We start from the raw sequence: 14,439 nt of genomic DNA, 5'->3' as shown, positions 1-14,439 counted from the left end.
CCGGTTGGGCTTCCAGCGCACACGCCCAACAACTCGGTCTCGTCTGACGCGGATCAGCGACTGGCGTCTGTTAGCGCTAACAACGTTTCGGTGATGTTAACGGTGCTATTTGGAACGTGTCAAGAGCATCAATGCGATGCGACCAGGTTGATCATGGTTTCGGGCTGTTGGGTGTGACCAGCGTCGGAGCGGGTCGCCCTGCCACGACGAGCACCGGGACATCAAACCGTCCAACGTGATGCTGACGTCGGCCGGTGTGCAGGTGGTCGATTTCGGTCTGGCCGCCACCGTCGGTCGGCCGGAGCTGGAGCCGGACGGGAGGCTGTTGGGCACCGCGGCCTACCTCGCGCCCGAACGGCTCACCGGTGGCACCGTCCTGCCGGCCCCCGACGTGTACGCGCTCGGACTGTTGCTGTACCGAACGCTCACCAATGAGCTGCCGTGGTCGGCGGAACCCCGCCAGGGATCGCGCTGATCGGCCGCACGCCAGGGAGGTGGCGACGGCCCTGCACGCTCTGGGCGACGACGCCGAGCGGCAGGTGGCACCACCAGCGCAGCAGGTAACCGTCCCGCTCGTACCGCCCTCGGCTACCGCCGGTTCCTCCGCCGATTGGCGTCGCCGAGCCTTTCATCCTACCTATGCCGCGGTTTTTGTCAGGATTGATGGAATTTCGAGCTTAGGCACAACATAGATGAGTTGAAATCCTTGACTCAGTGCCAGTGTTGCCGGTTAATCACATCTACATGTCGGCTGTGTTTACCCACCCGGGTGGTCAACGACGTCGGTCGGTCGTCGAATCGATTCGACTACGGCCGGCACGCACGCCTCGACTCGGAGCCATGGGGCTGTCGGGTGAGTCACAGGAGGTCGCGGGACCCACCAACAGTGGCAGTTCGTGTCCGCCGGACCAGCAGCAGAGGTCGTTGACGAGTCCAACCGCCCGGTGACCGCCTGACGATCGTTCGATATGACGCACAACCCTCAGCCTCGGCGTCGAAAGGAACATCTGATGACGGACCTGCCCGTGAGCCGTAGGCGCCTGCTCGCCAGCGCCGCGCTGACCGCCGGCTCGGCGGCCCTGATCCCGGCCGTGGGCGCTGCACGGGCCACCGCCGCTGCGCCCCAGGTCACGCTGCCCGAGCGCGGGATCTACTACGCGGCCGCGGCGACCACCTGGACGGACGGGTTCCTCACCGGCAACGGTGAGTACGGCGCCGTCCTCTACGGAACGCCGGCCCTCGAGAAGGTGATCTTCAACCATCATCGCTTCGTGCTGCCCAACGGCAGCCGGGGCGTGACCCCGCCAGTAATCTCCGGGCGGCTGGCCGGCGTACGGGACAAGGCGCTGGCCGGGAACTACACCGGAGCCAACACGGACTTCGCGGCCGGCTGGAGCCTGCGCTGGACCCAGACCTACCACCCCGGCTTCGAGTTGCAGATCAGCACCCCCGGCATGACCACGGCCAACGGGTACGCCCGCGTCACGGACTTCCGGACCGGGGAGGTCACCTCCACCTGGACCGACAGCAGCGGCACCTGGACCCGCCGCGCCTTCGCCTCCCGGGCCGACAACGTCGTCGTACACGAACTGACCCCGGCATCCGGCCGATCGATCGACGCGACGCTGAGCGCCAACACGTCCCTCGCGGGCGTCCCCGGCTCGGTCCGTTTCACCACCCTGGCCAGCGTCATCGACGGTTCGGGCTACCTGAACCTGCGGGGCACCTACCCGTCCGGGCAGGGCGCGTTCGGCTTCGAGGGCGTCACCAGGGTGGTCGCCACCGGTGGCACGGTAGCCGCGAACGGGTCCAGGATCGTCGTCACCGCGGTCACCAGGCTCCTCCTGCTGACCAAACTCGACAGGTATGAGTCACCCACGGCCTGGGACGGCAAGCCGTTGCACGCGGCGCTGGCCGCGGTGCGCGCCGACTATGCCGAGCTGCGGACCCGGCACGTCACCCTGCACTCGGCGATGTACGACCGCTCCCGCCTGGACCTGAACGTCTCCGCCGCCGACCGGCAGCTGTCGAGCACCGAGCTGATCGCCCGGCAGAACGCCAACCGCAACACCATCGACGTGGCCCTGCTGGAACGGCTCTACGACAGCGGCCGTTACCTGTTCATCAGCTCCAGCGGCGTACTGCCGCCGCGGTTGACCGGAATCTGGGCCGGCACCTGGAATGGCGCCTGGGCCGACGACTTCACCACCGATGCCAACATCAACCTCCAGGTCGCCGGCGGCAACACTCTCGACCTGACCGATGCCATGCAGGGCTACTTCAACCTGATCCTCGGCCAGCTCGCGCACTGGCGCACCAACGCTCGCAACCTGTACGGCGCCCGCGGCTTCCTGGCCCCATCACGAACCGACGGCGAGTACGGATACATGCTGCACTTCGACCCCGGCTTCCCCGGCCAGTGCTGGACCGGTGGCGCCGACTGGTTGCTCTACCCGCTGCTGGAGTATTACCAGGTCACCGGGGATCGGACGTTCCTGGCTGAGAAGCTGGGACCGGCGCTGATGGAGCTGGCGCTGTTCTACGAGGACTTCCTGACCCGCACCGACTCGGCCGGCCGCGTGGTGTTCGTGCCGTCGTTCTCGATGGAGAACTCGCCGGCCAGCACGAACGTCCTGCTGGCGATCAACGCCACCGGCGACATCCAGGCCGGCAGACACGCCCTGCGGGCGGCTGTCGAGGCTGCCAACGCGCTCGGTGTCGAACAGGGCGCCGGCCAAGGCGTCGCCCGCTGGACGGCCCTGCTGGCGAAGCTCCCGCCCTACACCATCAACGGCAGCGGCGCCCTCGCCGAATGGTCCTGGCCGGGCCTCACGGATCGCTACAACCATCGGCACGTCCACCACCTGTACGGCGCGTGGCCCCTGCACGAGATCAATCCCGAGGAGGCGCCCGGGCTGGTCACCGCCGCGCTCAGGGCCCTGGCACTGCGCGGTGACGAGAACACCTCAGCGCACGGCAGTCTGCACCGGGCCCTCGCCTCCGCTCGACTCAAGGACGGCGCCGGCGTCTACAGCAATCTCCGGAAGATCATCGGCAACAACATGATCTTCCGGTCGCTGATGACGGCACACAACCCGAATCTGGAGACCTACAACGCCGATGCGGCCAACACGCTGCCGGCCGTGCTCAGCGAGGCGCTCGTGTACACCAGGCCCGGCGTCATCGAGCTGCTGCCCGCCGTGCCCGGGCAGCTCGCCAAGGGCACGATCACCGGGGTCCGCGGCCGCAACCAGGTCCGCATCCACAGCCTCTCCTGGGATCTTCCTGGTCGCTCGGTAACCGTGGTACTCACCTCGACGATCACCCAGGCGATCACTCTCCTCAGCCGGCGCGGGATGGCATCCATCACCACGTCCGCGACGGTCACCCCTTCGCCGCTCGGTCCGCAGGCCCGGGTGATCTCGTTGACGGGCGGGCAACAGACACAGGTTGTCGTCGGTCTGCCAGCCCCCGCCGGCGGCGGCGTCGTCCGACTGGTCAACCGGCGCAGCGCAAAGGTGCTGGACGTCAACGGCGGCTCCACCGCGGACGGGGCAACTGTCATCCAGTGGCCGTGGACCGGCGCGGCCAACCAGCAGTGGCGGCTGCTGCCAAACAGCGATGGCTCATTCCGGCTGGCCGGTGTCAAGAGCGGGAAGGTCCTGGACAGTCCAGGTGGCTCGGGCCAGGGCGCGGCACTCGTCCAGTGGGCCGACAACGGCGGGCGTAACCAGTGGTGGAATCTCGTCCCCGCGACGACCAGCGGATATTACCGGTTCGTCAACGTGGGCAACGGCTGGTGCGTCGGGGTCGAAGGCGGCTCCACCGCAGACGGCGCCAGGGCGGTCCAGCAACCGGTCAGCAGCGAGATCAGCCAGGAATGGCAGATCCTTGATGCCTGAGGCGGGAGGTGCCGGGTCGGCTGCGGGGTCCGGCCCGGCCCAGCGGGTACGTCTGACCTTTGGGCGAGGACGTCCTCGCCCACAGTTCCGCTTTTCCTGCCCTGCGGTCGTCACGGCCGGGGCAGTTGGGGCCGCCGTGCGTCGCTCGGCTGCACGAAGGAGACAAGATGTCCACTGCGCGTCGATGTGTCGGGGGTGTTGTCAGCGTCGCCTCAATCGCGGCGCTGACACTCACTCGGCGAGTGATCGTGGTGGCGGTCATGGCGCGGCGACGACGCGCCCGCGGAGGAGGTCGAGGTTCGCGCGGCCGTACATCTGTCGCTTGACCGTCTTGATGCGGTTGACGTTGCGAGTTGCTCGAACGGCGTCCATGCGCGGGTCCCGGCGGGTCGGCGGGTGGAGGCCGGCGGCACGGCGGTGCCGACCGGGTGTGGTGCCCGAGGGTCGCAGAGCGTTACGACCCCGGTATGGCTCGGAAACAGTGTCCGGCGAGCATCGGACGGGTGAGCACATCGCCCATGATCGATACGCACTGCCCCTACTGCGCCATGCAGTGCGGGATATCCCTGACGATCGGCGACGGGCCGCCTCGGCTGGCGCCCACCGAATTCCCGGTCAACAGGGGCGGTCTGTGCGCCAAGGGATGGACGGCTGCCGACCTTCTCGACCATGGTGACCGGCTGCTGAGCCCGCTCGTCCGTAAGGATCCCGCCGACCGCACCAGCCCGTTGCGACCGGCAGGCTGGGACGAGGCCCTGGACCGCATCGCCGACGCCATCCGGGCCAGCCAAGACCGGTACGGCCCCGACAGCGTCGGGGCCTTCGGTGGCGGCGGGCTGACCAACGAGAAGGCGTACGCGCTGGGCAAGTTCGTGCGGGTGGCGCTGCGGTCGGCGTCGATCGACTACAACGGCCGGTTCTGCATGTCGTCCGCGGCGACCGCCTCGAACCGCTCCCTCGGGATCGACCGTGGCCTGCCGTTCCCCCTGGCCGACATCGCCCAGGCGCAGGCCGTGCTGCTGGTCGGCGCAAATCCGGCTGATGCGCTGCCGCCGTCCATGCAGTACTTCGACGCCGGTCGGGCCGCCGGCGCACGGCACGTCGTCGTCGACCCCCGCCGCACGACCACCGCGGGGGGTGCTCATCTTCACCTGCAGCCACTGCCGGGCACAGACCTCGCACTGGCGAACGGGCTGCTGCACGTCGCGATCCGCGAGGGCCTGGTCGACGAGACGTACGTGCGCGACCGCACCAGCGGTTTCGACGCGGTCCGGGCCGCTGTGGCGGCGTACTGGCCGGACCGGGTGGAGCGGATGACGGGCGTGCCGGAACGGGACCTGCGGGAGACGGTACGGCTGCTGGCGACCGCGACGTCGGCGATGGTGCTCACCGCTCGCGGCGCCGAGCAGCACAGCAACGGCACGGACACCGCGCAGGCGTACCTCAATCTGGCCCTCGCCCTGGGCCTGCCCGGTCGGCCCTTCTCCGGCTACGGGACGATCACCGGGCAGGGCAACGGGCAGGGTGGCCGCGAGCACGGGCAGAAAGCCGATCAACTGCCCGGCTACCGGCGCCTGGACGACCCCGCGGCGCGCGCACACGTCGCGGCCGTCTGGGGCATCGACCCGGACGAGCTGCCCCGGCCGGGCCGGTCGGCCTGGGAGATGCTCGACCGGCTCGGGACCGACGACGGCGTACGCGTGCTGCTCGTGCTCGCCAGCAACATCGCCGTGTCGGCCCCGCACGCCAACCGGGTGATGGACCGGCTGCGGGCGCTGGACCTGCTCGTCGTCTCCGACATCTTCCTCTCCGAGACCGCAGCCGTGGCCGACGTGGTGCTGCCCACGGCTCAGTGGGCGGAGGAGGAGGGCACGATGACGAATCTGGAGGGGCGCGTCATCCGCCGCAAACGGGCCCTGTCGCCGCCGCCGCAGGTCCGCACCGACCTGCGGATGCTCGCCGACCTCGCCGGCCGGCTCGGGCGCGGCCGCTACTTCGACGACGATCCGCGCCGGGTCTTCGACGAGTTGCGCCGGGCCAGCGCCGGTGGGACAGCCGACTACGCCGGGATCACGTACGAGCGCATCGACGCGGAGCAGGGGGTCTTCTGGCCGTGCCCGAGCGAGGACCATCCCGGTACGCCACGGCTGTTCATCGACCGTTTCCCGACCGCCGACGGGCGGGCGAGGTTCTTCCGGGTGGAGCACCGCGATCCGGCGGAGATGCCCGACGCCGACTATCCGTACGTGCTGACCACCGGCCGCAACATGCAGCAGTACCAGAGCGGCAACCAGACCCGCCGGGTCGGCGCCCTGACCATGGCGCTGCCGGACGCCCGGGCGGAGCTGCACCCGGACCTCGCCCGCCGGCACGGCATCTCCGACAACGACGTGGTGGAACTGCGCAGTCGACGCGGGCGGGCGCTCTTCCGGGCGCGCCTCACCAACGGCATCCGCCGGGACACCATCTTCGCACCGTTCCACTGGGCCGGCAGCTCCGCCGTGAACGCGCTGACCGACCCGGCGCTGGACCGCCATTCGCGGATGCCGGCCTTCAAGGCCTGCGCGGTGTCGATCGCGCGCGCGGGCGGCCCCGACGACACCGACCTGTTGACCAACCCACCGCCCAGTCCAGCATCTCTTTGAGCAAGGGAGCGTCGCTGTGCACACCACTCCCCGTTTCTTGCAAGGCGTCTACAGCTTCGAGGGCAAGGGCCTCGACCGGCCCGCTCTCGTCGACGGCTCGCTCAGCTACGTGGTGCCGGGCGGCGTCGTCGCCCAGCCGGTCTACTTCCGGGGCGGCAATGCCAGTGATGAGTTGATCTGTGTCCTGCTCGTGCGCGACGGCCAGCCGATGCGGTACTTCCCGATCGGCGCGAAGTCCGACGTCCACGTGCCGCTGCGGGTGGTCGAGGACCTCGACTCCGGCACCGGTCTCGAGGTGCACGTGGCGGCGCCCGCCGGGGTGTCCGGCACCGTGATCGTCGACCTGGGGCTGGTCGAGGTCTGATGGACGCCGTCGACAAGCGCCGGCGCCTCGTCGTGGTGGGCAACGGGATGGCCGGCGCTCGCACGGTCGAGGAGATCCTCGAACGCGGCGGGGGTGACCAGTTCGCCATCACGATGTTCGGCGAGGAGCCGTACGGCAACTACAACCGCATCCTGCTCTCCAACGTGCTCTCCGGGGTCGACGACGAGGCGGGCATCTTCCTCAACGACATGTCGTGGTACGCCGAGAACGCCATCACCCTGCACGCCGGCGTCCGGGTCACCCGCATCGACCGCTTCGCGCGACGGATCTACGCCGACGACGGCACCGAGACGCCGTACGACAAGCTGATCATCGCCACCGGCAGCCGGGCGTTCGTCCCGCCGATTCCCGGCCTCCACCGCCCCGGGCGCGGCTACCACCAGGGAGTGTTCGCGTTTCGCACCATCGACGACACCCGCAACATGATCCGGTACGCCCGAGAGCACGAGCGCGCGGTGGTGATCGGGGGCGGCCTGCTCGGTCTGGAGGCCGCCCGCGGCCTGCAGAACCACCTGGCCCACGTGACCCTGGTGCACGCCGCCGGCCATCTGATGAACGCCCAACTGGACGCTCAGGCGGGGGCGATCCTGCGGCGCAGCATCGAGCGACTCGGCATCGAGGTCATCCTCGGCGCGCACACCACCGAGGTGCTCGGCAAGCACGCCGTGACGGGGGTCAAGCTCAAGGACGGTCGGACCATCGCCTGCGACGTCGTCGTCGTGGCCGCCGGCATCCGGGCGAACGCCGAGATGGCCGCGACCAGCGGGCTGCCGGTCGAGCGGGGCATCGTCGTCGACGACCAGATGCGCGTGCAGGACGAGGTCGACATCTACTCGGTCGGCGAGTGCGCCCAGCACCGCGGCGAGACGTACGGCCTGGTGGCTCCGCTGTGGGAGCAGGCGCGGGTGCTCGCCGACCACCTCACCGGGACGAACCCGTTCGCGGCGTACCACGGCTCTCGGCTGGCCACGAAGCTCAAGGTGGCGGGCGTGGACGTCGCCTCGATGGGCCTGAAGGAGGCGGAACGCGACGACGACGAGACGGTCGTCTTCGCCGAGCCGCGCAAGGGCGTCTACAAGAGCATCATCATCCGCGACGACCGGCTGGTCGGCGCGACTCTCCTCGGCGACGTGCGGAAGGTCGCGTTCCTCATGCAGGCCTTCGACCGTGGGCTCGCCCTGCCGAAGGAGCGGGTCGAGATGTTGTTCGACCTCGGCGCGCCGTCGGCCGACGTGAGTGCCGCCGAGCTCGGCGACGACGTGCAGGTGTGCAACTGCAACGGCGTCACCAAGCGGGCGCTGGTCGGCACCGTGCGGGGCGGCGTGAAGACGCTGACCGGTGTCATGGACGCCACCCGTGCCGGCAAGGGCTGCGGATCGTGCAAGGCCCTGGTCGCCCAGATCGTCGAGTGGGCCGCTGACGGCAGGGTGGAGGACGACCCGGCCGCGAGCTGGTATGTCCCCGGTGTGCCGATGCCCAAGGCGGAGCTGATGGCGGTGATCCGCGAACACGGCCTGAAATCCGTCTCCGCCGTGTTCGCCACCCTCGTGCCCGGCCGCGAGGAGGACGCGAAGAGCAAGATGGGCCTGGCCTCGCTGCTGCGGATGATGTGGGGCGACGAGTACGTCGACGAACGCGACGCCCGCTTCATCAACGATCGGGTGCACGCCAACATCCAGCGAGACGGCACCTTCTCGGTCGTCCCCCAGATCAAGGGCGGCGTGACCACACCGGCACAGCTCAAGCGGATCGCCGAGGTGGCCGAGAAGTACTCCGTACCGCTGGTGAAGATCACCGGCGGGCAGCGCATCGATCTGCTCGGCATCCGCAAGGAAGACCTGCCCAAGGTGTGGGCGGACCTCGACATGCCGTCCGGGTACGCGTACGGCAAGAGCTTCCGTACGGTCAAGACCTGCGTCGGCTCCGACTTCTGCCGCTTCGGTGTCGGCGACTCCACCGCTCTCGGCATCGCGATCGAGGACCGGTTCAAGGCCATCGAGGGCCCCGGCAAGATGAAGCTTGCCGTCACCGGCTGCCCCCGTAACTGCGCCGAGGCGTACGTGAAGGATCTTGGCGTGGTCGCCATCGACGGCGGCAGATGGGAGATCTACGTCGGCGGGGCCGCCGGCGCCCACGTCCGCAAGGGGGACCTCCTGGCCGTCGTCGACACACCCGACGAGGTCATCACGCTGACCGGCCGGTTCCTGCAGTACTACCGCGAGAACGCGAACTGGCTGGAACGCACGTACGCGTGGGTGCCCCGGCTGGGCATCGACCACATCCGGGCGGTGGTCGTCGACGACAGCGACGGCATCGCGGCGCGGCTCGACGCCGCCATGGCTGCCTCCGTGGCCGCGTACCGGGACCCGTGGCTGGAACGGCGCGAACCGGTCACTCCAGGGCAGTTCCGCACCTCCCTGCCGTTGGCGGTCCTGCCTCAGGTGCCGGTCCGCGAAGCCGTACCGGTCCCGGTCCCGGTCCCGGGGCCGGTGGTGCCGTCGATCGGCTCCGCGGTGCCGGGGGGTGGCCCGGCCGGCGTGCCGGGGGGCAACGGCCACAAGGGGCACGGCGACAACGGGAACGGCGCCGGTCCGGCATCCGCGAGGCGGGCGTGATGGCCAGGCTCATCGCCGTGGAACACCGGCTCGGGCCGGTCGACGAGATCCCCCTCGGGGAGGGGCGTGCCTACGCCGTGGGTGACGACATGATCGCCATCTTCCGGCTGCGTGATGGCAGCCTACGCGCGGTGTCGGCGGTCTGCCCGCACGCCGGCGGGCCGCTCGCGGACGGCCTGGTGGACATGAGGGTCGTCGTCTGCCCCCTGCACCAGAACGCCTTCGAGTTGGCGACCGGCTGTTCGACCACCGGACAGTCCCCACTCACCGTGTACCCGGTCCGTGCCGACGCCGACGGACGCCTGGTGGTGGGTCTGCCGCCGACCTGAGGCGCGAACCGAGCAAGGTGTCGAGCGGACCGAGGACTCACCTGGGAGGAACCATGACCACGGCCGTGCCCGGCAGCATCGAGCAGGACCGGCGCAGCCTGACCCTTCGCGGGCACTGGATCGACGACTGGCGGCCCGAGGACCCCATCTTCTGGGAACGCCGGGGATCCCGCATTGCCCGGCGCAACCTGATCTTCTCCATCTTCTCCGAACACATCGGCTTCTCGATCTGGACGATGTGGTCGGTGCTGGTGCTGTTCCTCGGGCCGCAGTACGGCATCGATCCGGCCGGGAAATTCCTGCTCACCGCCGTGCCCGCACTGGTCGGGTCGGTGCTGCGGATCCCGTACACCCTTGCCGTGGCCCGGTTCGGCGGCCGCAACTGGACGATCATCAGCGCGTCGCTGCTGCTGGTCCCGAGCCTGCTCGGCGCCTTTCTCATCCGGCCCGGCGTCTCGTACGCGACGTTGCTGCTCATCGCCGCGCTGGCCGGCGTCGGCGGCGGGAACTTCGCCTCCTCGATGGCGAACATCAACGCGTACTACCCCGACCGGCTCAAGGGCTGGGCGCTCGGCATCAACGCCGGCGGTGGCAACCTCGGCGTCGCCGCGGTCCAGCTCGTCGGCCTGTTCGTGCTGGCGGTCCTGGGGACGGCCAGTCCCGGCATCGTCGCCGGCATCTACCTGCCGGCGATCGTGCTGGCCGCACTCGGTGCCGCGATGTTCATGGACAACCTCAGCCATGCCCGCAACGAGAAACGGGCCATGCGTGACGTCACCCGCGAACCGCACACCTGGATCATGTCCCTGCTCTACATCGGCACGTTCGGGTCGTTCATCGGCTTCGGGTTCGCCTTCGGCCAGGTCCTTCAGGTGCAGTTCGCCGACACCTTCAACACCCCGGTGAAGGCCGCGTACCTGACGTTCCTCGGACCACTGCTCGGCTCGCTCATCCGTCCCGTGGGCGGTGTCCTGGCCGACCGGCTCGGCGGTGCCCGGGTCACCTTCGTGAACTTCGTGGCGATGGCGGCCGGCGCGTCGATCGTCCTGCTCGCCTCCCAGCAACGTTCGCTGCCGTTGTACCTGCTCGGCTTCATCGCGCTGTTCGTGTTCAGCGGCATCGGCAACGGCTCGACGTACAAGATGATCCCGGCGATCTTCCGGGCCAGGTGCGGCGTGCAGGTGACCGTCGGCGGCGCGGGCGACCCGCACGACCGGGCGGCGGAGCACGAGGCCCGGCGCCTCTCCGGCGCGCTCATCGGCGTTGCCGGTGCCATCGGCGCGTTCGGCGGAGTCCTCGTCAATCTTGCCTTCCGGCAGTCGTTTCTGACCTACCAGACCGCGGATGCGGCCTACGTCGCCTTCATCGCCTTCTACGCGATCTGCTTCGTCATCACCTGGTACGTCTACCTACGCCCGTCACCCGGGAGACTTGAGGGCGTCTGACAGCCGGCGGAGACGCTCAGAGGTTGAGGCGCAGCAGGTCGTCGAGACCGCTCTTGAGCACGTCGGTGCCGAGGCCGCGCTCGCGCAGCTGGTAGCTGATCAGGGTGGCCGAGACCGGCGCGAGCAGCGCGGCCGCGACGTAGTGCGGGTCGACGTCGGGGCGTGCCTCGCCGAGCAGACCGGCCAGGTGGGTGTGGTAGATCATGTAGGGCCCGCTGCGATATCGCGCCACCGGCGAGCTGGCCTCGGTGACCAGCAGCATTTCCAGCTGCGCCTCCACCCGGTCCACCAGTGCGTGCAGGAAGGCATGGATCCGCTCCGCCGCCGGCGCGCCGGGGCCCAGCGGCGGCGGACCCTGCAGGAAAGCGGCCTGGAAAGTGGCCTCCTCCTCGTCGAGCAACGCGAAGATCAGTCCGGCACGGTCGCCGAAGCGGCGGTAGGCGGTGCCGGTGCCCACTCCCGCGGCCCGCGCGACCTCGTCGAGGGCCAGCGCCGTGACGCCCTCGGTGGCGACGATGCGCGCGGCGGCGTCGAGCATCTTGCGGCGGTTGCGGGCGGCGTCGGCGCGTTCGATTCCCGGTTGTCCCGCGAGCGACACTGTCGCGGGGACCGGCGTCGATGCCGTCTCCGGCTCTCCAACCACCCGACGGTCCTCTCTCCCGCGGCCACGCCTCCGGCAGCCGGCGCGCCCGTCCGCCCATTCTGCCGCGACCTGCGCTGTCGCGGCAGTGTAAGCAGTTCTTCGCAGGTCGAGGCCAGCGGTGCGGCGACGTTGCAATCGGAAACCTTTCCGGATAGCCTTCTCGATTAAGTGGAAGAGATTCCATTTAACCTGTGATCTGCGAAGAGCCCCCGCTGTCCACCCTCGACATGGGCCGGCCGGATGGTCGGCTCGGAACTCGTCCGGCGCGCCGCGCTCGATGGCGACGTCCTCACCCTGCACGGCACCTCACCCGTCGATACCGCAGAAAGGCCCGTCACCATGAAGGCACTCGTCGCACCTTCGTACGGTCCGATCGACCAGCTCACCATCGCTGAGCTGGCCAAGCCGGCACCCGGGCCGGGACAGATCCTGATCAAGCTGCGGGCGGCGGCGCTCAACCCGCTCGACGTCAAGCTCGCCACCGGAGTGATGCGCGAGATGATGCCGGTGTCGCATCCCTTCGTGCTGGGTCTGGACGCGGCCGGCACAGTCGAAGCGGTCGGCGAGGGCGTCACCCGATTCAGCCCCGGTGACGAGGTGGTGGCGTTTACCCATCCGGTCGCCGGCGCGGTCGCGGAGTACACGTTGGCTCTGGACGGCCCCGAGGTGGTGGCCCGGCCGGAGACGCTGGACCCGGTGGACGCCGCTGCTCTGCCGGTGGCCGCGATGACCGCGGCCGGCATTGTCGAGCAGGCCGGGCTGAACAGCGGTGACTCACTACTGGTGGTCGGCGCGACCGGGGGTGTCGGCTCGTTCGTGGTGCAGCTCGCCGCCCAGGCTGGCGTCCGCGTGGTGGCGACCGCACCGCCGTCGGACGCCGACTACGTGCGTGGCCTTGGAGCCGCGGTGACCGTCGACTACACCTCCGGCGACACGACCGAGGAGGCGCTGCGCCACGTTCCCGGCGGCGTCGACGTCGCCGTCGACCTGATCAATGCCGGTCCCGCACTGGCCGGAACCGCAGCCGCCGTCAAGCCCGGTGGGCTGCTCATCTCTCCGGCCGGTGGTCCGCCGGTCTTCGACCGTGCGGTGCGCGCCTCGTACGCCCACATCGAGGCCACCGACGGCCTGCTGCAACGGATCGTCGAGGCGACCGCATCGGGTCGGCTGCGGGCCGAGGTGAGCGCCCGGTTCCCGTTTGCCGAGGCGCAGCGCGCGGTCGCCGAGTTCGCCGGCAAGCACACCCGCGGCAAGGTCGTCATCACCTTCTGAGCGTCTCCCACCACGGTGCCCGAGCGGCAAGGAGACCCACGGTGTAGGACTTCGCCACCGACCTGCCCGCGCCACCCGGGCGGCGTTGCGGGCGGCGGTGGCCCAAGACGGGCCGTACCAGCCGGCCTGCCCGGTCGAGGTCGGCGACACCGGCGCATCCCGAGGGCAGTAGTCCGTCGTCATCTCTTCACCTGGAAGGAATAGCGGATGCATCACCGCGTGCTCGGCCAGAACCTGACCACCTCCGCTCTCGGCCTCGGCTGCATGGGCATGAGCGAGTTTTACGGTGACCGCAACGACAATGAGTCGGTCGCCACGATCCACCGGGCGCTGGAGCTCGGCGTCACCCTGCTCGACACCGCCGACATGTACGGCCCGTTCGCCAACGAGGAGCTGGTCGGCAAGGCCGTCGCCGGCCGCCGCGATCACGCGGTGATCGCCACGAAGTTCGGCGTGGAACGCCGCCCCGAGAGTGGTTATTTCGGCATCAACGGTCGCCCTGACTACGTGCGCCGAGCCTGCGACGCGTCGCTGCGCCGGCTCGGCCTGGACCACATCGACCTGTACTACCAACACCGCGTCGATCCGCAGGTGCCCATTGAGGAGACCTGGGGCGCGCTGGCCGAGCTCGTCGCGAGCGGCAAGGTGCGCCACCTCGGCATTTCCGAGGCCCCGGCGGACCTGGTGCGCCGGGCTCACGCTGTGCACCCGGTGACCGCCGGACAGTATGAATACTCGCTGTTCAGCAGGGAGCCGGAGACCGAGCTGCTGCCCACCCTGCGCGAGCTGGGCATCGGGCTGGTGGCGTACTGCCCGCTCGGGCGGGGGCTGCTGACCGGCGCGATCACCGACCTCACCCAGCTGGAGGCCGACGACTACCGGCGCGGTACGCCCCGTTTCCAGGGCGACAATCTGCGGCACAACATGGAACTGGTAGCGCGGGTGCGTGAATTGGCCACCGCCAAGGACGTCACCGCCGCCCAGCTGGCACTCGCTTGGGTGCTCAGCCGCAGCCCCGACGTGGTGCCGATTCCGGGCACCAAGCGACGTCGCTACCTGACAGAGAATGTCCAGGCACTTGACGTCGAGCTGACGGAGGCCGAGCTGAACGCGTTGGACGCGGCCATGCCGCCCGGCGCGGCGGCCGGCGGCCGCTACCCGGAGCAGCCGCCGCTGGCGCGCCGCTGAATCGGATCGGCCGGG

At 69.7% G+C, this 14,439-nt stretch carries 9 protein-coding genes and 1 pseudogene; 9 read left to right on the top strand and 1 reads right to left on the bottom strand.

Annotation, left to right across the window (positions count from 1 at the left end):
• Positions 1-211: 211 nt before the first annotated feature.
• From ACFYPM_RS20490 to ACFYPM_RS20460, 7 genes and pseudogenes are all read left to right on the top strand, one after another.
• Positions 212-451 (top strand): annotated as a pseudogene (locus tag ACFYPM_RS20490) (protein kinase); the annotation flags it as partial.
• 559 nt (positions 452-1,010) lie between these two features.
• A complete protein-coding gene (locus ACFYPM_RS20485) occupies positions 1,011-3,902 on the top strand; it encodes a glycoside hydrolase N-terminal domain-containing protein (protein ID WP_387199092.1) in 2,892 nt (963 codons plus the stop codon).
• A gap of 518 nt (positions 3,903-4,420) precedes the next feature.
• Positions 4,421-6,547: a molybdopterin oxidoreductase family protein gene (locus ACFYPM_RS20480; protein ID WP_387199649.1), complete on the top strand. Its 2,127-nt coding sequence runs from the start codon at positions 4,421-4,423 to the stop codon at positions 6,545-6,547.
• A gap of 16 nt (positions 6,548-6,563) precedes the next feature.
• Positions 6,564-6,911, top strand: a complete 348-nt coding sequence (locus ACFYPM_RS20475; RefSeq protein ID WP_387199089.1) for a molybdopterin oxidoreductase — start codon at positions 6,564-6,566, stop codon at positions 6,909-6,911.
• Positions 6,911-9,547 (top strand): nitrite reductase large subunit NirB, encoded by a 2,637-nt coding sequence (gene nirB, locus ACFYPM_RS20470; RefSeq protein ID WP_387199086.1) that lies wholly within the window; start codon positions 6,911-6,913, stop codon positions 9,545-9,547. The genes ACFYPM_RS20475 and nirB overlap by 1 nt, the downstream gene beginning before the upstream one ends.
• Positions 9,547-9,876, top strand: a complete 330-nt coding sequence (locus ACFYPM_RS20465) for a Rieske (2Fe-2S) protein (RefSeq protein ID WP_387199083.1) — start codon at positions 9,547-9,549, stop codon at positions 9,874-9,876. Before nirB ends, ACFYPM_RS20465 begins: the two co-directional genes overlap by 1 nt.
• 53 nt (positions 9,877-9,929) lie before the next feature.
• Positions 9,930-11,321, top strand: a complete 1,392-nt coding sequence (locus ACFYPM_RS20460) for a nitrate/nitrite transporter (protein WP_387199080.1) — start codon at positions 9,930-9,932, stop codon at positions 11,319-11,321.
• A 16-nt stretch (positions 11,322-11,337) separates the two neighbouring features.
• On the opposite strand, the gene ACFYPM_RS20455 is transcribed toward ACFYPM_RS20460, so the two are convergent.
• Positions 11,338-11,964, bottom strand: a complete 627-nt coding sequence (locus tag ACFYPM_RS20455) for a TetR/AcrR family transcriptional regulator (protein ID WP_387199077.1) — start codon at positions 11,962-11,964, stop codon at positions 11,338-11,340.
• Between the two features lie 240 nt (positions 11,965-12,204).
• On the opposite strand from ACFYPM_RS20455, the gene ACFYPM_RS20450 reads away from it, so the two are divergent.
• Complete coding sequence (locus ACFYPM_RS20450; RefSeq protein ID WP_387199072.1) at positions 12,205-13,236, top strand: NADP-dependent oxidoreductase; 1,032 nt, start codon at positions 12,205-12,207, stop codon at positions 13,234-13,236.
• Between the two features lie 207 nt (positions 13,237-13,443).
• Entirely contained in the window at positions 13,444-14,424 is a 981-nt protein-coding gene (locus tag ACFYPM_RS20445; RefSeq protein WP_387199069.1) for an aldo/keto reductase, read from the top strand.
• The last annotated feature ends 15 nt before the right edge of the window (positions 14,425-14,439 follow it).

It is taken from the genome of Micromonospora sp. NPDC005203 (assembly GCF_042872705.1).
Classification (GTDB): domain Bacteria; phylum Actinomycetota; class Actinomycetes; order Mycobacteriales; family Micromonosporaceae; genus Micromonospora.
This window is presented reverse-complemented; position numbering and strand designations above follow the sequence as displayed.

Coding starts and splice junctions, on each gene's coding strand:
- ACFYPM_RS20485 (WP_387199092.1), top strand. CDS start 1,011: ATGACGGACCTGCCCGTGAGCCGTAGGCGCCTGCTCGCCAGCGCCGCG.
- ACFYPM_RS20480 (WP_387199649.1), top strand. CDS start 4,421: ATGATCGATACGCACTGCCCCTACTGCGCCATGCAGTGCGGGATATCC.
- nirB (WP_387199086.1), top strand. CDS start 6,911: ATGGACGCCGTCGACAAGCGCCGGCGCCTCGTCGTGGTGGGCAACGGG.
- ACFYPM_RS20465 (WP_387199083.1), top strand. CDS start 9,547: ATGGCCAGGCTCATCGCCGTGGAACACCGGCTCGGGCCGGTCGACGAG.
- ACFYPM_RS20460 (WP_387199080.1), top strand. CDS start 9,930: ATGACCACGGCCGTGCCCGGCAGCATCGAGCAGGACCGGCGCAGCCTG.
- ACFYPM_RS20450 (WP_387199072.1), top strand. CDS start 12,205: ATGGTCGGCTCGGAACTCGTCCGGCGCGCCGCGCTCGATGGCGACGTC.
- ACFYPM_RS20445 (WP_387199069.1), top strand. CDS start 13,444: ATGCATCACCGCGTGCTCGGCCAGAACCTGACCACCTCCGCTCTCGGC.